Here is a 21283-nt window from a genome sequence, read left to right as displayed (position 1 = left end):
CTCTTAAAAATTGCCGATACGTATGATGTCAGCGAAAATTCCAGAGGCCGTAACATCCGCTCCGGCTCCGGCACCTTTAATAATCATAGGCTGGTTGGGGTAGCGTTCTGTATAGAACAACACAATATTATCACTTCCTTCCAAATTATAAAAATCATGCCCTCTCGGTATCCTTTGTAGACCAACACTGGCTTTTCCGTTTTCGAATTGCGCTACATATTTCAACTTGCTGTCTTCTTCCACCGCCTTCTTGTACATCTGTTGAAATGATTCTTCATACTTAGTCAATGACTTGAAAAAATCTTCATTGTTCTTTGTCTCCAAACTCTCTTGGGGAAGAAAGGCATTATTTTGGATGTCCTCTATGTTCAGTACGTTTCCACTTTCCCTGGCCAGAATCAATATTTTTCGCATAACATCCACCCCGCTCAAATCTATTTTTGGGTCTGGCTCTGTATAACCTTCTACCTGTGCTTGCTTTACTATATCATGAAAGGTGGTAGTATCGTTAAAATTGTTAAAGACAAAATTTAAACTACCGGAAAGTACCGCTTGAATTTTTAATATTTTATCGCCCGAAGCTACAAGGTGCTTTAAGGTGTCAATAATGGGTAGACCGGCGCCAACATTTGTTTCGAAAAGAAATGGCGCATTATATTGTCTGGCTAGGTCCTTTAACTCCTGATAATTCTCATATGCCGATGAACAGGCTATTTTATTACAGGTAACAACTGATATACTATTTCTTAAATAGGAATTATAGGTTTCTGATACCTCTTGACTAGCAGTATTGTCCACAAAAATGCTATTTCGATAATTAAGTTTTTTAACCTTTTCAAAAAATTGTTCGCGGTTGGTCTTTTCTCCCTTGCTTAGCAATTCTTCCCAGTTTTTCAGGGCAATGCCGTCCTCATCAAAAATCATGGTCCTGGAATTGGACATGCCAATAACCCTAATATTCAGCTTAAGTTTTTCCTTTAAATACTTCTTTTGCGATTGGATTTGGTGCAAGAACTTGGCGCCTACATTACCTACCCCCATCACAAACAGGTTCAACTGTTTTATATTTTCCTCAAAAAATTCTTCATGAAGGGTGTTAAGTGCTTTTTTTACATCTTCTTTTAGGATTACGGCAGATATGTTCCTTTCGGAAGCTCCTTGGGCTATGGCTCGGATATTAACGTTATTCTTACCTAGGGTGCTGAACATTTTGCCGCTAAGACCTTGATGACTTTTCATATTGTCGCCAACCAGGGCAATGATGGCCAGATCTTTTTCTGCAGATACAGGTTTTATTTTGCCAAGGGAAATTTCAATATCAAAAGCATCATTGATAACTTGAACAGCATGGTCCGCATCCTGATTGTCGATACCTATGCAGATGGAATGTTCGGAGGACGCCTGGGTAATCATTACAACACTGATACCTGCAGTTGAAAGTACTTCGAAAAAGCGTTTGGAGATCCCTGTAATCCCCACCATACCTGGGCCCTCAAGGGATACCAGCGCAATGTTTTCCACATGGCTTATTCCTCTTACGGTTTTGCCTTGTCCATTTTTATTCTTGGTAATTAGAGTACCAGGAGCCTCTGGGTCGAAGGTGTTTTTGATGACAATGGAAATTCCTTTGGTCAATACCGGTTGGATCGTAGGGGGATAAAGGACCTTTGCTCCAAAGTGCGACAATTCCATAGCTTCTTCATACGATATATGTGGAATGGCCATGGCCTGTTTCACTATTTTTGGGTTGGCGGTGTACATACCGCTTACATCTGTCCATATTTCCAGGACTTCCGCATTTGTTGCGTTTGCAACAATGGCAGCAGTATAATCGGATCCTCCTCTGCCCAAAGTAGTGGAATCTCCATTTACGGCCGAAGCAATAAAGCCACCCATAACAACAACATTCTTATCGCAATTGTCTATGTATTCTGTAATATTTCGATTTGTTAATTCAAAGTTAACGGCCGCCTTTCCAAAATTGGAATTGGTTTTTATAAGTTCTCTGCTATCCGCATGGACAGTGTCTATTCCTTCAACAATGAAATATTCGCTAATAATATAGGAAGAGAGCAACTCGCCATAGCTAACAATCTTGTCCGATAGTTTTGGAGTGATCTCTCCTATTAAAAAAGCTCCTTCCAGAAGAGTTTCAAGGGTGTTAAGTTCACTCTTTACCTTGCTCAGTACCTTGCTTTGGGAATGTATGGGGATTAGTTCCTTTATGGTCAAAAGATGTCTGTCCTCTATTTCCTTCAGTATGTTTTTATAGGTTTGATCCTGTTTGGAAGCCAAAGTTGCAGTCTTTAACAGTAGATCTGTAATTCCTCCAAGTGCTGAAACCACAACAACGGATTTATTAGGCCCAAGGCCTGCAATAATATTTTTTACTAAACTTATATTTTTAGCGTTGGCAACCGAAGTACCACCGAATTTTAGAACTTTCATGGTTCAAGAGTATTAAGTAATAAAAATTGAATTTTAACAAATTGTATAATGGACGTATATGTAGTAGCTTACCCCAATGGGGTAGTGGTGCTGATAACGGTAAGAGCAATGCAACCATCTGTAAATGGTGAATTAAGTAGTTTTTTGTCCGTATTGTTATATGTCATCATGAGAATAAAGAACCAAATGTAGTATTTTTGATTACCCAATCAAATGTTTGGAGGAATTTTTACTAAATCGTCAATTTTTGCCAAATAATCTTATCGAATGAAGATTTTTAATGCTAAACAGATATACGAAGCTGACAAATTCACAATAGAGCAGCAAAAGATTAGCAGTGAACAACTAATGGAACGGGCTGCAATTCAGGTTTTTAATTGGATTCATTCCAGAATGCAGGGGGCGCAGGCAAAAATTCATTTGTTTTGTGGTATCGGCAATAATGGTGGGGACGGTTTGGTGCTGGCCAGACATTTACAGGAACACGGTTATAATATAGAGGTATTTATTGTTAACTACAGTGAACATAGGTCCAAGGATTTTTTAATTAACCTTGACAGATTGAAGGAAATAAAAATCTGGCCAAATTTTTTGAGCGAGGAATCTGAATTGCCTTCCATTGGAAAGGAAGATATTGTAGTCGATGCCATTTTTGGTATAGGCCTCAACAGAGTTCCTGACGAATGGTTGATAAGGCTAATGCGGCACTTAAATGGATCCAATGCCTTTATTCTCTCTATAGACATGCCATCCGGCTTATTTATGGAAGCTGGTCTCACCAATGCCGAAGCGGTAATTAAGGCAAATTACGTACTTACTTTTCAAGTGCCCAAACTTGTTTTTTTCCTTCCGGAAACGGGAAAATATATAGATCATTGGGAGGTTTTGGATATAGGGTTGGACCAGAAGTTTTTGTCCGAATTGGAATCTCAATATGAATTGATAGGTAAAAACGAAGTGCTCTCCATGTACATTCCAAGGGAGAAGTATTCCCATAAGGGCAGTTATGGACATGCCTTGATCATTGGTGGAAGTTATGGGAAGATCGGGGCCGTTATTTTGGCCTCCAAAGGTAGTCTATATGCAGGCAGTGGATTGGTCACGGTCTACGTTCCAAGGTGTGGGTATGTGCCTCTGCAATCTGCTCTGCCGGAAGCTATGGTAATTACGGATAAGGATGAAGAGGTAGTATCCGATATTCATTTCAAGTTAGAGCCCAAGGTGATCGGAATTGGTGTTGGTATAGGAAAATCTGAGAATACTGTTAAGGCATTTACCGAATTCTTGCATAGGAACAAGCACCCTTTGGTCATAGATGCCGACGGACTGAACATCCTGTCCAAAAATATTGACTTGCTCAATAAAATTCCTTCCCAAACCGTTTTGACCCCTCATCCCAAGGAGCTGGAACGTCTTATAGGGAAATGGACCGACGATTTTGATAAGTTGAAAAAAACCAAGGAATTCTCAAAAAAGTACGATTGTATTGTGGTAATTAAAGGGGCGAACACCATCACAATTTATCGGGATAAAGGCTATGTTAACACCACTGGTAATCCAGGAATGGCCACCGGTGGAAGTGGGGATGTGTTAACAGGAGTGATCACGGGCTTGGTTGCTCAGGGATATTCGCCATTAAATGCTGCTATTTTTGGAGTGTATATCCATGGAAAAGCCGCTGATATTGCTGTAGAGGAATGTGGTTTCCAGGCCTTGATAGCTAGTGGTATATTGGATAATATTGGCAAGGCGTATTTGGATCTTTTCAGGATGGAGGAACCCGATACGGCTAGTAGAGAAAGCGAGTAATAGTATGTCATTGCCAAATTACGGCAATGACATACCTTTAATCTGTATTGGAAATTCTTACACGTCTTTTTATCCAAGCTAGGGCATTGTCCTGATCTATGAAGAATTTCATAGGTTTTTTGTAAAACAGTCTTTCGATATTAAAATTGTGCATGTCTATTTCTTTGATCGAAACTACTGCAAATGCTTTAATATTCTCTATTTCCCTGATTTGATTGTATACCATTGGATCAATGGCATAAGAGTTCTTCCTTAAACTTATGTAACCAAAGTTTTTATTTCTGAAGTGAATTTCCATAATACCAATAATTTGAAATACTCGTTCCTTGGTTATGGTGCTTCCTTCATCAAAAATAGAAACCATGTGATCGTCAAATACCTGTACTTTTCCAATATCCAGTTGGTATTCTCGTACGATAATAGTCTTCTTGGGTCGTCCGACTTTCATTCTCCGTATTTTATATAGTGTGTCTGCAGCGAATGTAAAATTAAGTGTACCGATTAGAAAAATTATTAGATAAAAGACACTTTAATCGTTTATGTGGACCGGAAATTGGATTACTGTGTTTTATTTCTTACAAACCCTTGGGAATACATAAAAAAAAGGAGTAGCAATTAGCTACTCCTTTTTTGTACTTATTATATCTATCTAACTTAGGTTTTGGACGATTTTTCTGCTTTTTTGATCTTAATGGTAAGCTCTTCTTTGGCTTCATCAAGATCCATTTGAATAGTATCACCTTCCTCCAATTTGGAATTTACGATTTCCTCTGCCAGTGCATCTTCAATATATTTTTGAATGGCTCTCTTCAACGGCCTGGCGCCGTATTGTTTATCAAAGCCTTTTTCTGCAATATAATCCTTGGCCTTATCGGTAAGTTGCAGGTCGTACCCAATATCCTTAATCCTAAGGTATAATTTCTTCAACTCAATATCGATTATTCTGTGGATATCTTCGCGTTCCAAGGCATTGAATACAACAACGTCATCTATTCTGTTTAAGAATTCCGGTGCAAAGGCCTTTTTTAAAGCATTTTCTATAACACTTTTTTGATGGGTATCTGCTTGTGCCTTTTTTGCCGAAGTTCCGAAACCAACTCCTTGGCCAAAATCTTTAAGTTGTCTTGCCCCAATGTTAGAGGTCATTATAATGATGGTATTTCTAAAATCGATCTTTCTGCCAAGACTATCGGTCAAATAACCATCATCCAGCACTTGCAGAAGCATATTGAATACATCTGGGTGTGCTTTTTCAATTTCGTCCAACAGGATAACCGAATAGGGTTTGCGGCGTACTTTTTCAGTCAATTGGCCACCCTCTTCGTATCCTACGTATCCTGGAGGTGCACCTACAAGTCTTGATATTGCAAACTTCTCCATGTACTCACTCATATCCACTCTGATCAAGGCGTCCTCGGAATCAAATAACTCCTTGGCCAACACCTTGGCAAGTTGGGTTTTTCCAACCCCGGTTTGCCCTAAAAATATGAAGGAACCGATAGGTTTGTTCGGATCTTTTAGACCGGCCCTATTACGTTGGATTGCTTTGGCTACCTTGGCAACAGCTTCATCCTGACCAATTACATTGCTCTTGATAAGTTTGGGCAATTCGGCCAACTTATTACTTTCTGTTTGGGCAATCCTGTTCACCGGAATACCACTCATCATGGATACCACGTCCGCAACATTGTCTTCGGTAACGGTTTCTTTATGAAGTTTGCTGTCTTCCTCCCAGCGTTCTTGGGCAATGGCCAAGTCTTTTTCTATTCTTTTCTCATCGTCCCTTAGCTTGGCAGCTTCCTCGTATTTCTGCTTTTTAACTACAGTATTTTTAAGTTCGCGAACGTCCTCCAACTGTTTTTCCAGTTCCAGGATTTGCTTGGGTACATCCATATTTACAATATGGACCCGCGAACCTGCTTCGTCCAGGGCGTCAATGGCCTTGTCCGGCAAATATCTGTCCGTCATGTACCTGTTCGTAAGTTTTACACAGGCAATTATTGCCTCATCGGTATAAATTACGTTGTGGTGTTCCTCGTACTTGCCTTTGATATTTTTTAGGATCTCAATAGTCTCGGTTACGGAAGTAGGCTCAACAATTACTTTTTGAAAGCGCCTTTCCAGGGCACCGTCTTTTTCTATGTATTGCCTGTACTCATCCAAAGTGGTGGCTCCTATACATTGAATTTCACCTCTGGCGAGGGCTGGTTTAAACATGTTGGAAGCATCCAGACTACCGGTAGCGCCACCAGCACCTACTATGGTATGGATCTCGTCTATGAACAAAATAACGTCGTCGTTCTTTTCCAGTTCGTTCATTACAGCCTTCATTCGCTCTTCAAACTGACCGCGGTATTTAGTGCCGGCAACCAAAGAAGCCAAATCCAAAGTTACCACCCTTTTGTTGTAAAGGATTCTGGAAACTTTCTTGTTGATTATCCTCAAGGCGAGTCCTTCGGCAATGGCACTTTTACCAACACCTGGTTCTCCTATTAACAGTGGATTGTTCTTTTTTCTTCTGCTAAGAATTTGCGAAACCCTTTCAATTTCCTTTTCACGGCCTACAACGGGGTCCAATTTGTTTTCCTCTGCCATTTTGGTCAGGTCGCGACCAAAATTGTCCAATACAGGGGTCTTCGATTTTTTACTTCCCTTTTGCCCGGTTCCGGAAGAGCCAAATGTGCCTTCCTTTTCCTCATTGGGCTCATCGGAATCACTGGGAAAGGATTCCGAAGTAGGAGAGTCTATATAGTCGTCATCACTTGTTATCATTGATTTAAACTGGTCTTTTACTCCATCGTAATCCACTTTTAATTTATGTAATAATTTAGTGGTAGGGTCATTTTCATTGCGCAAAATGCACAGTAATAAATGAGCTGTATTGATAGAGGAGCTTTGAAATAATTTAGCTTCAAGAAATGTTGTTTTCAGCGCACGTTCCGCCTGTCTGGTCAAATGCAGGTTCTTCTTGTCCTTTTGTGCAGTGCCGGCATTCGGATTGGCGGGACTTAATATCTCCACTTTTCTTCTCAAGTGATCCAAGTCCACGTCCAGCGCGTCTAAAATGCTAATTGCTTTTCCATTACCGTCCCGCAGTAATCCAAGCATCAAATGCTCGGTTCCAATAAAGTCGTGGCCCAATCTTAAGGCCTCTTCTTTACTGTAAGCAATTACATCTTTTACTCTAGGGGAAAAATTGTCGTCCATAAAATATCCTTTCAACTTTAAAAATAGTAAATCTATACCAATCTATGGCAAATACTATACCTAATATTCGTTAAAGGTGGTCGAATTGACGAAAAAAGCCATTATTTGCAAAAATATTAACAATCCAATAGTTAACCGAACCCTATATTTATAGTGTTGATAAATTCTTCACAAAAGTATGTCCTAAGTACTTGTATAGTATCGATTTTACGTATATTGTCCTGCTTTTTTAACTAAAAATTAAATAGAAGATTTTAAATGGCAGAAGGAGAAAAATTAATTCCGATTAACATTGAAGATGAAATGAAATCTGCCTACATTGATTACTCAATGTCGGTCATTGTGTCACGTGCCCTGCCAGATGTTAGGGATGGTTTAAAGCCAGTGCATAGAAGGGTTTTGTTCGGAATGCACGAGTTAGGTGTTAGATCTAATAGTGCTCATAAGAAGTCCGCGCGTATTGTCGGGGAAGTTTTGGGTAAGTATCATCCTCATGGAGATACTTCTGTATATGATTCCATGGTCCGTATGGCCCAGGAATGGAGTTTAAGGTATATGCTGGTCGATGGTCAGGGTAACTTTGGTTCCGTTGATGGTGACAGTCCTGCGGCAATGCGTTATACGGAGGCCCGTATGCGGAAGATTGCAGATGATATGTTGGCGGATATAGATAAGGATACTGTGGATCATCAACTCAATTTTGATGATTCCTTGCAGGAGCCTACTGTACTTCCTACCAGAATACCCAATTTATTGATCAATGGTGCTTCCGGTATTGCCGTAGGTATGGCAACCAATATGCCGCCACATAACCTTTCCGAGGTGGTGGACGGTACCGTGGCCTATATTGACAATAACGATATTGAGATCGATGAGTTGATTACCCATATTAAGGCACCGGATTTTCCGACAGGTGGTATTATTTATGGCTATGATGGGGTTAAGGAGGCTTTTCATACCGGACGTGGTCGTGTGGTAATGAGGGCGAAGGCTAGTTTTGAAGAGGTTCAAGGAAGGGAAAGTATCGTAGTGACGGAAATTCCTTATCAGATCAACAAGGCGGACATGATCAAAAAGACTGCCGATTTGGTCAATGAAAAAAAGATAGAAGGTATCGCTACCATCAGGGACGAATCGGATAGAAACGGTATGCGTATCGTATACATTCTTAAAAGGGACGCTATTCCTAACATCGTTCTTAATACCTTATATAAGTATACGTCGTTGCAGTCCTCATTTAGCGTTAATAATATTGCCTTGGTAAACGGAAGGCCGCAATTATTGAACGTTAAGGAGATGATCCATTATTTTGTGGAGCACCGTCACGAAGTAGTGGTAAGACGTACGGAATATGAACTGAAAAAGGCCGAGGACAGAGCGCATATCTTAGAGGGGCTTATTATAGCCTCGGATAATATAGACGAGGTAATTGCGATCATAAGAGCTTCCTCCAATGCTGATGAGGCAAGGGAAAAGCTAATGGAACGCTTTAAGCTTAGTGAAATTCAAGCCAAGGCCATTGTTGAAATGCGTTTACGTCAATTGACAGGGCTGGAGCAGGATAAATTAAGGACCGAGTACGATGAAATAATCTTGACCATTGCCAATTTAAAGGATATCCTTGCCAGGAAAGAACGAAGGATGCAGATTATTAAGGAAGAGTTGCTGGAGGTCAAAGATAAGTATGGTGATAACCGCCGTTCGGAAATAAATTTTGCAGGTGGTGACCTGAGTATGGAGGATATGATCCCGGACGAGCAAGTGGTTATTACTATTTCACATGCCGGTTATATTAAAAGAACCCCCCTTACCGAGTACAAGACACAACACAGGGGTGGTGTTGGTCAAAAAGCATCTTCTACCCGTAATGAAGATTTCTTGGAACACTTATTTGTGGGTACAAACCATCAATATATGCTGTTCTTTACCCAAAAAGGAAAATGTTTCTGGATGCGGGTCTATGAAATTCCTGAGGGAACAAAAACTTCGAAAGGCCGTGCTATCCAAAACTTGATCAATATTGAGAACGATGATATGGTAAAAGCCTTTATCTGTACTCAGGATTTAAAGGATGAGGATTATGTAAACAGTCATTATGTAATCATGGCCACGAAAAAGGGTGTTGTTAAAAAAACATCTCTGGAGCAATACTCAAGACCGCGACAGAATGGTATCAACGCGATAAGTATTCGTGAAGACGATGAACTCTTGGAAGCTAAACTTACCACGGGAGCCAGTCAGATATTCCTTGGACTAAAGTCGGGCAAGGCTATTAGATTCGAGGAGGTGAAGACTAGGCCAATGGGTAGAAATGCCTCGGGTGTTCGTGGAATTACTTTAGCGCATGACAATGATGAGGTAATCGGAATGGTAGCAGTTCATAACTTTGAAGAAGAAATATTGGTGGTATCCGAGAATGGATACGGAAAGCGTTCCAGTATTGAGGATTATAGAATTACCAATAGAGGAGGTAAAGGTGTGAAGACCATTTCTATAACCGATAAAACTGGTGGCTTGGTAGCCATTAAAAATGTTTCGGATTCGGATGATTTAATGATTATCAATAAATCGGGCATCGCAATCAGAATGAGTGTTGAGGATTTAAGGGTAATGGGTAGGGCAACACAGGGGGTTCGACTCATTAATATTAAAGGTAATGATTCCATAGCTGCCGTGGCCAAAGTGATGAAGGATGAGGATGAATTGGAAGATATTAAAACCTTGGAGGTAGATGCCAAAGAAGAAGATGGCACGGCTCTTGATAATGATAGTGCAGAAACTAAAGAATAACATTTAAACACTAATAAGTAAATTTAATTTTGAAATGAAAACAAATATTTTAATACTCGCGACTATGTTTTTTTCGGTAGTCGGAATAGCTCAAAAAGATGAGATCAAAAGGGCTGATAAAGCTTTGAAGTCGGGCGATGCCATGGCTGCTAAAACAGCATTGGACGGAGCTGCTTCCATTATCGGTAGTGCTGACGAAAAAATGCAGGCCCAATATTACTTTTTAAGGGGAAGTGCTTATGCCGAATTAGCTAAAAAAGGTACTGCAGGTGCTTTTGATGAGGCTATTTCTTCCTTTAAAAAGGTAAGTGAGGTGGAAGAGAAAAGTGGAAAGAATAAATACGGATCCGATGCCAAGGAACGCCTTTCCGGTATGACTGCCGACCTGATCAATTCAGCAGTGGAAGATAACAATAATAAAAAGTACGAAGAAGCGGCCGGTAAACTTTATATGGGTTACCAGTTAAGTCCTCAGGATACGGTTTATCTTTATTACGCGGCCAGTAGTGCCGTAAATGGAGGACATTATGAGAAAGCTCTTAAGTATTACAACGAGTTAAAGGATTTAGGTTATGATGGTGGTGGCATGGTGTACAAGGCTACAAACGTGTCTACCGGCGAGGTTGAGGAAATGGAGAAAACCCAAAGGGAATTAATGGTCAAGTCTGGGGCATATAAAGATCCAGTAGATGAGAAAACCCCATCAAAAACTACTGAAATAGTTAAGAATATTGCTTTAATATATACCCAATTAGGTCAAGATGATAAAGCGTTGGATGCTTACAAGGCAGCAAGGGCTAAAGATCCAAAGGATGTGAACTTAATTCTGAACGAGGCCAATCTTTACTATAAAATGGGGGATAAGGAAAAGTTTAAATCCCTTATGGCCGAAGCCTCTGAGGTGGCTCCAGATAATCCTGATCTGTTCTACAATGTAGGTGTTATCAATATGGAACAAGGGTTAATTGAGGATGCAAGGAAAGCTTATAAAAGGGCAATAGAAATTAACCCAGGCTATGTGAATGCGCAATTGAACCTTTCTACCACTTATGTTAACGAAGGTAATGGTTTGATAGATGAAATGAATTCACTTGGAAACTCCAAAAAAGATATCGCCAGGTATGATGAGTTAAAAGAAAAAAAGGATAGCTTGTTCCGTGACGGGGCCATTATCTTGGAAGATGCCTTAAAATTAAATCCGGACAATCAAAGTATTCTTTCCCAGTTAAAGAATATCTATGGTGCTTTGGGAGATAACGAAAACTTCTTACGTCTTAAAAAGCTTACCGGGGAGTAATTGAATTGAAAAGTTAGAATATATATAAAAAGGCCATCGCATTAGATGGTCTTTTTTTATATGATTTTTTTGATGACCCTTAGTTTGTGGGTGTAGGTATTTGTCTCTGTGTTAAAAATTCCCGTATGGTCTATTCTGTCTATCCGTACCTTGCCAAATGAATGGATAACATAGTTGTTCTCCATGATAATCCCTACGTGGTCTATAATACCATCATTATTGTCGAAAAAAGCCAGATCTCCCGGCTCACTTTCTTCAATGAAACTTAAAGCTTCCCCTTGTGTGGATTGTTGTTGTGCACTTCTAAGTAAACGATAGCCATTTGTCTTGTAGACCATTTGGGTAAAACCTGGGCCATCAATTCCAAAAGTGGTCTTTCCTCCCCAAAGATAAGGGGCGTTTAAATAGAGAAGGGCTTTGTTTACGAGTTGGTCTTTATCTTGTCTGCCTATTGTGAATGAGCCATCGAACTTATGGTTTAAGGGGCAAATTTGTGGTATGCACGAACCTAGGACAATAGGCAGCAATACATTGTGTTCTGTTTCTATAAATGAAATAAGTTCGGAAGCCACTTTTGTTGGTTCCTTACTGTTCATTTTAGTAAATAGGTCTTCCTCTATAAGGGTGAATTGCTGGTTGCTGATCCAGCCCTCAAAATTGTCGAAAGCATTGCGGATCTTACTCCATTTTTTTCTTTGCTCCAATACCTTAAAATGTTCTCCATATAAAAGTTGGGAGACCATTTCGCTGGTGTCGTCCGCAATGGAACGTACTGCAACAATACTAAGGTGGCAAATACCGTATTGCATGGGCTTGCTTTACAAGAACTTATTAATTTTTTTCTATAATTATGGCAGAAGCACCACCGCCGCCATTACAGATGGCCGCTGCTCCTATTTTTGCATTGTTTTGATCCAGTATGTTGAGTAATGTAATTATGATTCTTGCCCCGGAACATCCTAAGGGGTGACCTAAAGAAACGGCTCCGCCATTCACATTTACATTTTTATCGGTAAGCCCCAGTAATTTCATATTGGCTAGGCCAACCACAGAAAAGGCCTCGTTAAACTCAAAATAATCTACATCTGCCATGCTGATACCCGCTTTGCTCAAGGCTTTTGGAAGTGCCTTTGCGGGGGCCGTTGTGAACCATTTGGGTTCCTGGGCGGCGTCCGCATAGCTTTTTATGGTTGCCAAGGGCTTTAAGCCCAATTCCTTTGCTTTTTCGCTGCTCATTAATACCAAGGCTGCCGCACCATCATTGATGGTAGAAGCGTTGGCCGCCGTTACCGTGCCCTCTTTTGAAAAGGCAGGGCGTAAACTGGGAATTTTGTCCAGAATAACATTTCTAAATTCTTCGTCTTCGCTTACCAATATAGGTTCGCCCCTTCTTTGTGGGACTTCCACAGGTACTATTTCATTGGCGAACTTTCCACTTGCCCAGGCGTCCGTTGATCTTTTGTAGGATTGAATGGCAAAATTATCTTGATCTTCCCTACTAAATTCGTATTCAATGGCACATGCATCTGCACATGTTCCCATGGCTTGCTGATCATAGGCATCGACCAGGCCATCTTTTTGCATGCCATCGATCATGGTAGAGGGTCCAAATTTATGGCCATTCCGTAGATGAAGATAATGAGGTATTAGGCTCATGTTTTCCATACCCCCGGCAACTACAATATTGTTGTCGCCCAATGCTATGGACTGGGCGGCCATCATAACCGATTTCATTCCCGAGGCACATACTTTGTTGATTGTGGTACAGGGTACCGTATTAGGTATGCCCGCATAAATGGCAGCTTGTCTGGCTGGTGCCTGGCCGGTTCCTGCCTGGACAACATTGCCCATTAGAACTTCTTCCACTTTGGCAGGGTCCAATTTTATTTTATCCAGTGCACCTTTAATGGCGATAGCGCCAAGTTCAGGTGCCGGAACGGTGGACAAGGCCCCCATAAAACTTCCTATGGGTGTTCTAACAGCGGAAACGATCACAACATCTTTCATCAAGTTCATTTTTATTATTTGCGAATTTAATAAATTAATGTGCAATGGGATGCGCAACGGTGGAATATTCCAAGTTTTTTTGTGAATCTACAACTGTAAATTTAGTAATGGGAATAGGAGAAATAGAGCTTCTGCTTCACTGTGAAATTGTATAAGTGGGCCTCAATAGCGGTGATATTTAGGTAAAGTATCATTTTAAGTTTATATTTTTCTATTTTTGACTATATATACTTTCCGTATGCGCACTTTTTTGGACAGCCTTTATAAAAATCACTCCTTGGTTTATAAGTATTTTTTATATTTCTCGGCTGTTTTCTTTATAGTTTTCTTTTTTCCACGAGGTGGAAAGTTCAAGTATGAATACCAAAAAGGCAAACCTTGGCAATACAATAATTTTTATGCTCCTTTTGACTTTTCGGTGAATAAGGGTGAAGAGGAAATTACTAAGGAAAAGGAGAAAATTGAAAGCAATCATATAGATTACTATTATTATGATTCCGGTATTGTGGCCGAAGTGGATAGCACAATTACGAAGGAGTTGAACAGGTTTTTTGATTCCCCGAGTTTTACCGAAAATGAACTTGATAGGTTTAAGGGGGTTGCAAAGGATGTTTTGGCCGATCTCTATGCCAATGGCATTCTATCCAAAATTGAGCGAAGGAGTAATAAGAACAGTCTTTATGTGGTTAAGAATAATGAGGCTATAAAATTAAATTTTGATGATATTTATAGTTTATCGGAGGTAGAGGGTGTTATTAGGAAAAAATTGGCACAAAATAGGTTGTCCGCTTATGAGCCCTCCTTTCAGGAAATGTTCTTCAACTTTATAAAGCCTAATGTTAGTTTTGATGCCGATTTATCCAATAAGGAGCTGGAATCGGAATACTCAAAGATTTCATATACTTTGGGGAATGTGGACGAGGGCAAGCTTATTATAGCCAAAGGGGAAGTGGTGGAGCAGGAAGACGTTAGAGTGTTGGATTCGTTGAAAAGTGAGTTTGAGTCGGAATTATGGGAAGATAACAATCAATATTTTATACTGTTCGGGTACACCGTATTGGTAGCCATGGTGTTAATGATGTTCTTTCTTTTTCTAAAAAAATATCGCCCGGAAATTTTTAGGGACAATACAAAGGTGACCTTTATAGTAGTCAATATTCTCATCATGGTGTTTATGACCACCATGGTGGTAAAATATAATGTAGAGTATGTTTTTGTGGTTCCTTTGTGCATTCTGCCCTTGGTCCTAAAGACGTTTTTTGATGCGAGGTTGGGACTTTTTGTACATGTTTTAACCGTATTGATTTTGGGCTTTGTTGTGCCCAATAGTTTTGAATATATATTTCTCCAAACTTTGGCTGGGATTGTTACCATCTTGTCTGTATCCGAACTGTATAAAAGGGCTAATTTATTTATATCCGTAGGTCAAATAACCTTGATATATATTATTGGTTATTTTGCTTTTCACATGATCCATGAGGGTAACTTGGATGATATACAATGGATGGCTTTTGGGTATTTTTTCTTGAACGGAATGATTACCCTGTTTGTACAGCCGTTAATTTATATTCATGAAAAAATATTTGGTTTGGTTTCCGATGTTTCTTTATTGGAATTGTCCGATACCAATTCAAAGTTATTAAAGGAATTATCCAATAAGGCTCCGGGAACCTTTCATCATTCCCTTCAGGTGGCAAATTTAGCCGAAGCCGCTGCGAATGAAATTGGGGCCAATGCCATGCTGGTGAGGGTAGGGGCATTGTACCATGATATCGGTAAAATGAACAATCCAACTTATTTTACGGAAAACCAGGTAACCAATGTTAACCCTCATGATGATTTGGAACCAAGGGATGCAGCAGCCATAATTATTAACCATGTTATTGAAGGCATAGAAATTGCACGTAAGAATAAAGTTCCGGATCGGGTAATAGATTTTATAAGAACGCATCATGGAACCTCATTGGTGTTTTATTTTTACAAAAAGCAGGAATCTTTGGAAGGAGAGGTCAATGAAGAGGATTTTAGATATCCAGGACCGATTCCTTTTTCAAAGGAAACCGCCATTTTAATGATGTCGGATGCAGTGGAAGCTGCATCCAAGAGTTTAAAGAATCCAACTTTCTTGATCATCGATGATTTTGTTGAAAGGATTATTGAAGGGCAAATCAAGGCCGATCAATTTTTAAATGCCAATATTACGTTTAAGGAAATAGAAGCAATCAAGAAGATATTGAAGCAAAAATTGATCAATATCTATCATTTAAGGGTCGAATATCCAGAGTAGTTGATTTTAAGAAACCATTGATGTTGAATTAGATAAGATGAATAAATGCTAAATAAGTTATAAGAAGTGAAAAAATATCAAAAAATTGTTGCGTTCTTATGAATGAAAAAGTACATTTGCAACCGCATTTTTAAATGCTTTGATCTTTAAAGATTATTGGAGAGGTGCCGGAGTGGTAACGGAGCAGATTGCTAATCTGTCGACGGGTAACTGTCGCCAGGGTTCGAGTCCCTGTCTCTCCGCTTTTTTTTAGAGTAGTATTGATGAGATGGTTTTAACCATTTTGGGGGAGTACCAGGCCTATAGCGTGGCAGGTCTCGTCCGGTTTGTAACGCAAGGCGTTATTATTGAGCCGCGTTTGGGACGCGGAGGTCGTCACGCTTGAGGCGTGACCACCCCAAGAAAGAAATTAGATAACTAGTTCGGGGTGTAGCGTAGCCCGGTTATCGCGCCGCGTTTGGGACGCGGAGGTCGCAGGTTCGAATCCTGCCACCCCGACCAAGAAGATCCGATCACGAAAGTGATCGGATTTTTTGTTTTCCAACGCGTAGTGCAGTATGGCACTTAAGCGGAGGAAAACAAAAAATACGGACAGGCGCCAGCCTGTGTCGGATTATCTTGAGCACCGAACCCCAATCAGGATCACCGAGCAGAGCGAGGTAATCCTGTAAGAAATCCGGATCAAGTACGAAACTGTAACATTGTTGATGAGGTTGAGGCAAAATTCGTTATCTTTAATAGATTCGGATATCAGTGCCCTTATCAAATTGATTATTAACTAATAAAACAACTATATGATGTGCAGTAAAAAGGCTTTTAGATTTTATACTTTGTTAATGCTCTTATTTACCTTCATTGCTGTTGGATCCATAAGCGCTTGTAGGGACCAGAAAAAGAAAGAAAACACGGAGCAGCAGGGTGAGCACCCGGAAGGCGGGGAACAATCGGGCAAGGAAGAGCATCCTACTAATGCGGGCGATGAACACCCAACGGAAGCCGGGGATGAACACCCTGCAAAAGAGGAGGAGCACCCTACAAAAGAAGAAGAGTAGTATTTGACCGAGTCCCTATAAAGGTGGCCTTGTTCGTTTTTATAGGGTTTGTTTAGCGGATTTCCTTTGAAAAGAAAAAAACGTTTTTGGAAATGCCGGAGTATTCCCTATTTCCATAACGGGGTATGCCAAAAAGTTGATCGGTCCTGAAAGTGGTCCTGGTTCCAGTTGAAGGTCCCGTCCGCGAGTGAATTCGATACGATTTGCTGGATGTCGTCCAAAGTAATAGGTAGCCAAAGCCGTGTACTTATTGGCCTCGCTAATATCTACCGGCCACCATTTTCCCTCGGCATAAAATTCAGCCCAACAATGATAGCCATCTATACCACCTTCATCACGGTCTGAGGGGATTGCGGCCCCTACAGCAAAGCGGGAAGGTATTCCTGCCGATCTAGCTAAGGAAATGAAAAGGGAATGGAACTCTGTACAATTTCCGGTAAGTGCGTCACATGCGTAGACCGCATCGCCAGTGCCATATTTGCCCGCCTTTATGTAGCGCATATTGTCAATTACATAATCATACAGTGCCCTTGCACTCATAATGGTACTTTCACTGCCTTTAGATCCAATAATGGAATCGGCAAGTATCTGAAATCTATCACCAACAGGCATCAGTATATTGGGGTCCAAGTAGATTGTAGGTGATGAATTTTCTTCATATGGTTCTTTCTCAAGTCTTTCAACATCGTATATAAGTTCCACTTTTTTTCCGCTATGTTCCGGTGAAAGTTGCATATACAATACAGTATTGCCATATTTCTCTTCTTTGAGCATTTGGTGCTCCTCAGGAGCTTCAATTGCCAGTATTTGAACAGTCTGAAAGCGATCGCTCTGTGGTACTGGAATCCATATTTTTGCAGGTTCTTTTATCTCTGGGAGGGTAACCTCATACTTGAATTCAAAGCTGTCCTCTCCTTCAATGACGCCTAGTAAGTCGGTGGAAGCATTGTCAAGGGGTAGCTTATACCAAGTCTTGTCCTCCCTTTGTTTCCAGGTGTAAAAAGGTTTGCCATTAAGCTTGTGAAGCGTCGTTTCCGTAACGGTCATGTTGCCAGGATCTCCTTCTAAGAAGAAATCAACATCGTATACATCACCGCTAACATCGGCTAAATCAACACAGGCAAAATGCCGTCTAGGTCCTAAATTGGAAAGGTATTCCGTATGGACACGAACCAATTGCAGGCGAAGATCTTTTTCCTCTGTACTCATGTTAAAATACCCGCCCCCTTCTTCTACTTTTTTGGCGATATTGGCTTTAATACCAGCTTCTATATCCGCAGTAACTACCTTTGGGATATTCTTGTCCGTATGCGCTATATCTTTTTCTTTCTTTTTTGAACTTGTATTACAGGCAAATATTGTTGCCAGCATAAAGACAAAAATAATCCGAAAGTCATTCATTTTTTTTGGATTAAGAGTTGTCTTAATGTACAATAATTCTTTTTATCTCCCAATAGGGAATTTCTATTGGCAGTACACTCTATTTAGGTGCTCTTAATTCCGCATCCGACCGCCTTGGTCGTTTTTGTGTTTGGATCTTTACCGGCTTCAATAGCCTCAATGGCCATCTCCACATACTTTTCGGTTACACTTTCCCCATCGCGCGGGCTGTCATCGATGGCGCCATGGTAGCGTACGATTCGTTTGGAGTCGATCAAAAAAACTTCTGGCGTTTTGGTTGCACCATATTTTGGGAATATTTTTTGGCCGTCATCAATGAGATAAAGAAACGGAAAGCCTTTCTTTTTGGCATTTGCCTTCATTGCATCGAAACTGTCTCCAGGGCTTAAGGAAGGGTCGTTTGGCTGAATGGCCACAATGGGATATCCCTTTGGGGCAAAGGTCTTGTGCAAATCTATTAGGCGTTGCTCATTGGCTTTTGCATAGGGGCAGGTGTTACACGTAAAGACCACAACAAATCCTTTGGGTTTTTTACCGTTTCCATCGATGATGTTGTCAAATGAATATTGTTTTCCATCAATATTCTTAAGATTGAAATACGGGGCACTGTCGCCTATACCAACCCCTTGGAGCTTCAGGTGCACCTTGGATTCATCTTTCAGTTGAGTCAACGACTCTGGTTTTACAAAAGAAAAAAGTGCCAACGTAAGTGAAAATAAAATTAGTCTTTTCATGATTAATGTGTTTTAGGAATGAATAAAAATGGCTTTACGACTTCAGTTAATTCTTCAAGATTTTCGAATGGGTCGGCTACTAATTGATTTTGTTCTTTTTTGTATATATATGTTGCTGGTATGGCTCCAGACCAATCTGGGGAAACTTTGTCGATCCAATTATTGTACTTGCCGTCCAGCAGAACTACCACTTCTGATTTCAATTGCCATTTTTTGACGAATGGCACTAAATTGCTTTCTATTTTGTCTGGAAAATCAAGGCTAACCAAAACAACCTTCACTTTTTCTTTTTTTTGATTCGAGTTAAATGCCTCAAAATAAGGTAGCTCGGCAATACACGGTTTACACCAGGTGGCCCAAAAATTAATGACATAGGTGGTGTCGTTATTAAAATGAAACAATGGCTCCAGTCTATCAAAAGTGTTGTAAATGGGAATTCCAGCTTTTAAGGAATCCGGTTTTGGCCAACCCATTTTTGCTATAGGGGCGCCATCGGAGGAAGCAGGTAGTTCCTTGGCATTTTCTTTTTTTTCATTGTTTTTACAAGCGGTCATGAAAACAAAGGCCAAAAGTAATGGTGTTACATGTAAGAAAATGGATTTAGTATGTGGCATGTTCATGTGTGGCATCATTATGTCACTATACAAGTAAGTGAATTTCCGTGAAATTTTTAGCAAAAAAAACGTTAACGACCAAACAAACCCCCTGAACGTCAAATTTTTAACTGGGATAAATACAAGGGTCCAGAATGCCTTTGCGGGATTTTAAATAGCGGCGACAATTAAGAATATGAATATTTGCTGTGCAAATCAATATTTTATGTTTAAAAGAATAATGTATTTACATTCATAAGATGATATGGTATGCAACTGGCTGAATGTTAAGGTGAAATGTTCCAGTTTCTTGTTTTTTCCGTTTTACCATTATGTTTTTGACCTACTACCTTATAATGCAATTCAGTTTATGGTGCTGGTTAGCAATGAAATAATTAAAGATCTGTAATTCATGGAGCTATGAGCTCTAGTAGAGCACAGGTTTTCATACCTTAGCAACTTTATGCCAATGCCCTTTTCTTTTGGGGAAACAACCGACCTATTTTGTTAAATATTAAATGGAGTAAACATTCCGGATTGGATTTTAAGAAGGCAGTGCTTTTTATGATTATCAGCACTTTTTCATTTGCCTTGATGAATGTTTCCGTAAAATATTTAGACCGTATTCCCACATTTCAAATTGTATTTTTTAGATGCTTTGGATCCTTTGTATTGGCGACTACTTATATTTTGGTCAAGGGGATTCCTATATTTGGTATCAAGCGAAGATTAATGGTACTAAGAGCTGTTCTTGGATTAACGGCCATGACTTTGTTCTTTCTTTCCTTAAAACACTTGAATGTAGGAACAGCGGTTTCCTTGCGCTATGTAGCCCCTATTTTTGCAGCTATTTTTGCCATTTTTGTATTGAGGGAAAGATTAAAAAACATTCAATGGCTTTTCTTCCTAACTGCCTTTGCCGGTGTTCTGGTTTTAAAAGGATTTGATGGAAATATTAATACGACAGGGCTCACTCTTATCCTGACTGCTTCCGTATTTAGTGGAATGGTATATGTGGTTATTAGAAAAATAGGAGTGGCAGACCATCCAGCAGTCGTTGTGAATTACTTTATGTTTGTGGGTACTGTTATTGGTGGACTTTTGGCAATTACCGTATGGATACAACCTATAGGTTACGAGTGGGCATTTTTACTTGTTTTAGGTGTTTTTGGATTTATGGGGCAATTATATATGACCAAGGCCTTTCAAATAGCAAAAACAAATCTTGTGGCTCCCTTAAAATACATTGAGGTGATCTTTACAATTTCCATTGGGGTTTTATGGTTCAATGAGGCTTACACTATTTATAGTTTTATTGGACTTTTTATGATCATCTCGGCCTTGGTATTAAATACTTTGGTGAAGAAGGATTAAAAGACCAAGTATCATGGCCTTGCCGGTGGACATGTATATAAATCTATTCTTTAACTTTTAAGTATGCCTATTTAGCTAATATCTATTTTTTTTGAATTACGTATCTAAAAATAGACGGCAAATCATAAATTAGTTTTAGCTTTGTTGTTGAAATGGGGTGCTTGCCATTGGCTGCAGGCTGAGATGATACCCAAGAGTTTTTACTCTGAACCTGATCCGGATAATGCCGGCGTAGGGATTTTAGTTCGATTTCGCATTACTGCCGATCGATGCTTACTTCATCT

Annotated in this window: 15 protein-coding genes, 2 tRNA genes and 1 riboswitch; of the genes, 9 read left to right on the top strand and 8 right to left on the bottom strand. The window is 39.9% G+C overall.

Going from position 1 to position 21283, the window contains the following annotated elements; all coding sequences use genetic code 11:
- Positions 1-3 precede the first annotated feature (3 nt).
- The gene (gene thrA / locus MWU84_RS00580; protein ID WP_246896500.1) at positions 4-2448 is read right to left on the bottom strand and encodes a bifunctional aspartate kinase/homoserine dehydrogenase I; all 2445 of its coding nucleotides are present in this window, start codon (positions 2446-2448) and stop codon (positions 4-6) included.
- Between the two features lie 48 nt (positions 2449-2496).
- Here thrA and MWU84_RS00575 point away from each other — a divergent pair, with 48 nt between their 5' ends.
- Positions 2497-2640, top strand: a complete 144-nt coding sequence (locus MWU84_RS00575; protein ID WP_246896477.1) for a hypothetical protein — start codon at positions 2497-2499, stop codon at positions 2638-2640.
- A gap of 75 nt (positions 2641-2715) precedes the next feature.
- Positions 2716-4257 carry an NAD(P)H-hydrate dehydratase gene (locus MWU84_RS00570; RefSeq protein WP_246896474.1) on the top strand — a complete coding sequence of 514 codons (1542 nt, stop codon included), beginning with the start codon at positions 2716-2718 and terminating at the stop codon, positions 4255-4257.
- A gap of 37 nt (positions 4258-4294) precedes the next feature.
- Here the strand turns inward: MWU84_RS00570 and MWU84_RS00565 are convergent, their stop codons facing one another.
- Both MWU84_RS00565 and MWU84_RS00560 read right to left on the bottom strand, forming a co-directional pair.
- Positions 4295-4705, bottom strand: coding sequence for an STAS/SEC14 domain-containing protein (locus MWU84_RS00565; RefSeq protein ID WP_246896459.1), 411 nt, complete (start codon positions 4703-4705; stop codon positions 4295-4297).
- A gap of 206 nt (positions 4706-4911) precedes the next feature.
- Entirely contained in the window at positions 4912-7464 is a 2553-nt protein-coding gene (locus MWU84_RS00560; protein WP_246896456.1) for an ATP-dependent Clp protease ATP-binding subunit, read from the bottom strand.
- A gap of 258 nt (positions 7465-7722) precedes the next feature.
- On the opposite strand from MWU84_RS00560, the gene gyrA reads away from it, so the two are divergent.
- Together gyrA and MWU84_RS00550 are read left to right on the top strand one after the other, a co-directional pair.
- Positions 7723-10254: a DNA gyrase subunit A gene (gene gyrA / locus MWU84_RS00555; protein ID WP_246896454.1), complete on the top strand. Its 2532-nt coding sequence runs from the start codon at positions 7723-7725 to the stop codon at positions 10252-10254.
- Between the two features lie 34 nt (positions 10255-10288).
- Positions 10289-11551 (top strand): tetratricopeptide repeat protein, encoded by a 1263-nt coding sequence (locus MWU84_RS00550; RefSeq protein WP_246896452.1) that lies wholly within the window; start codon positions 10289-10291, stop codon positions 11549-11551.
- A 56-nt stretch (positions 11552-11607) separates the two neighbouring features.
- Here MWU84_RS00550 and MWU84_RS00545 read toward each other — a convergent pair whose 3' ends face one another.
- On the bottom strand, positions 11608-12360 hold the full coding sequence (locus tag MWU84_RS00545; RefSeq protein WP_246896444.1) for an NlpC/P60 family protein: 753 nt from the start codon (positions 12358-12360) through the stop codon (positions 11608-11610).
- A gap of 22 nt (positions 12361-12382) precedes the next feature.
- Entirely contained in the window at positions 12383-13558 is a 1176-nt protein-coding gene (locus MWU84_RS00540; protein ID WP_246896442.1) for an acetyl-CoA C-acyltransferase, read from the bottom strand.
- 238 nt (positions 13559-13796) lie between these two features.
- Between MWU84_RS00540 and MWU84_RS00535 the strand changes: the two genes are divergently transcribed.
- The 4 genes from MWU84_RS00535 (at position 13797) to MWU84_RS00520 (ending at position 16897) form a co-directional block, all read left to right on the top strand.
- Positions 13797-15845: an HDIG domain-containing metalloprotein gene (locus MWU84_RS00535; RefSeq protein WP_246896436.1), complete on the top strand. Its 2049-nt coding sequence runs from the start codon at positions 13797-13799 to the stop codon at positions 15843-15845.
- 158 nt (positions 15846-16003) lie between these two features.
- A tRNA-Ser gene (locus tag MWU84_RS00530) sits at positions 16004-16087 on the top strand.
- Positions 16088-16268: 181 nt separating this feature from the next.
- Positions 16269-16346: transfer RNA gene (locus MWU84_RS00525), tRNA-Pro, on the top strand.
- A gap of 293 nt (positions 16347-16639) precedes the next feature.
- On the top strand, positions 16640-16897 hold the full coding sequence (locus tag MWU84_RS00520; RefSeq protein ID WP_246896431.1) for a hypothetical protein: 258 nt from the start codon (positions 16640-16642) through the stop codon (positions 16895-16897).
- Positions 16898-16936: 39 nt separating this feature from the next.
- Here the strand turns inward: MWU84_RS00520 and MWU84_RS00515 are convergent, their stop codons facing one another.
- The 3 genes from MWU84_RS00515 to MWU84_RS00505 all read right to left on the bottom strand — a co-directional run bounded on the left by MWU84_RS00515 (position 16937) and on the right by MWU84_RS00505 (position 19646).
- Complete coding sequence (locus MWU84_RS00515; protein ID WP_246896428.1) at positions 16937-18298, bottom strand: transglutaminase-like domain-containing protein; 1362 nt, start codon at positions 18296-18298, stop codon at positions 16937-16939.
- 83 nt (positions 18299-18381) lie between these two features.
- Entirely contained in the window at positions 18382-19032 is a 651-nt protein-coding gene (locus MWU84_RS00510; protein ID WP_246896426.1) for a thioredoxin family protein, read from the bottom strand.
- 2 nt (positions 19033-19034) lie between these two features.
- Positions 19035-19646, bottom strand: coding sequence for a redoxin domain-containing protein (locus MWU84_RS00505; RefSeq protein ID WP_246896424.1), 612 nt, complete (start codon positions 19644-19646; stop codon positions 19035-19037).
- Between the two features lie 483 nt (positions 19647-20129).
- On the opposite strand from MWU84_RS00505, the gene MWU84_RS00500 reads away from it, so the two are divergent.
- Positions 20130-20999: a DMT family transporter gene (locus tag MWU84_RS00500; protein ID WP_281502482.1), complete on the top strand. Its 870-nt coding sequence runs from the start codon at positions 20130-20132 to the stop codon at positions 20997-20999.
- Positions 21000-21142: 143 nt separating this feature from the next.
- Positions 21143-21254, top strand: a riboswitch (TPP riboswitch).
- Positions 21255-21283: the final 29 nt, after the last annotated feature.

Source organism: Arenibacter sp. F20364, from assembly GCF_023015905.1.
In the GTDB taxonomy this organism is placed as follows: Bacteria; Bacteroidota; Bacteroidia; order Flavobacteriales; family Flavobacteriaceae; genus Arenibacter.
This window is presented reverse-complemented; position numbering and strand designations above follow the sequence as displayed.

Bases quoted from the DNA above. Each gene is read 5' to 3' on its own strand.
- thrA (WP_246896500.1), bottom strand. From the start codon at position 2,448: ATGAAAGTTCTAAAATTCGGTGGTACTTCGGTTGCCAACGCTAAAAAT.
- MWU84_RS00575 (WP_246896477.1), top strand. From the start codon at position 2,497: ATGGACGTATATGTAGTAGCTTACCCCAATGGGGTAGTGGTGCTGATA.
- MWU84_RS00570 (WP_246896474.1), top strand. From the start codon at position 2,716: ATGAAGATTTTTAATGCTAAACAGATATACGAAGCTGACAAATTCACA.
- MWU84_RS00565 (WP_246896459.1), bottom strand. From the start codon at position 4,705: ATGAAAGTCGGACGACCCAAGAAGACTATTATCGTACGAGAATACCAA.
- MWU84_RS00560 (WP_246896456.1), bottom strand. From the start codon at position 7,464: ATGGACGACAATTTTTCCCCTAGAGTAAAAGATGTAATTGCTTACAGT.
- gyrA (WP_246896454.1), top strand. From the start codon at position 7,723: ATGGCAGAAGGAGAAAAATTAATTCCGATTAACATTGAAGATGAAATG.
- MWU84_RS00550 (WP_246896452.1), top strand. From the start codon at position 10,289: ATGAAAACAAATATTTTAATACTCGCGACTATGTTTTTTTCGGTAGTC.
- MWU84_RS00545 (WP_246896444.1), bottom strand. From the start codon at position 12,360: ATGCAATACGGTATTTGCCACCTTAGTATTGTTGCAGTACGTTCCATT.
- MWU84_RS00540 (WP_246896442.1), bottom strand. From the start codon at position 13,558: ATGAAAGATGTTGTGATCGTTTCCGCTGTTAGAACACCCATAGGAAGT.
- MWU84_RS00535 (WP_246896436.1), top strand. From the start codon at position 13,797: ATGCGCACTTTTTTGGACAGCCTTTATAAAAATCACTCCTTGGTTTAT.
- MWU84_RS00520 (WP_246896431.1), top strand. From the start codon at position 16,640: ATGATGTGCAGTAAAAAGGCTTTTAGATTTTATACTTTGTTAATGCTC.
- MWU84_RS00515 (WP_246896428.1), bottom strand. From the start codon at position 18,298: ATGAATGACTTTCGGATTATTTTTGTCTTTATGCTGGCAACAATATTT.
- MWU84_RS00510 (WP_246896426.1), bottom strand. From the start codon at position 19,032: ATGAAAAGACTAATTTTATTTTCACTTACGTTGGCACTTTTTTCTTTT.
- MWU84_RS00505 (WP_246896424.1), bottom strand. From the start codon at position 19,646: ATGCCACATACTAAATCCATTTTCTTACATGTAACACCATTACTTTTG.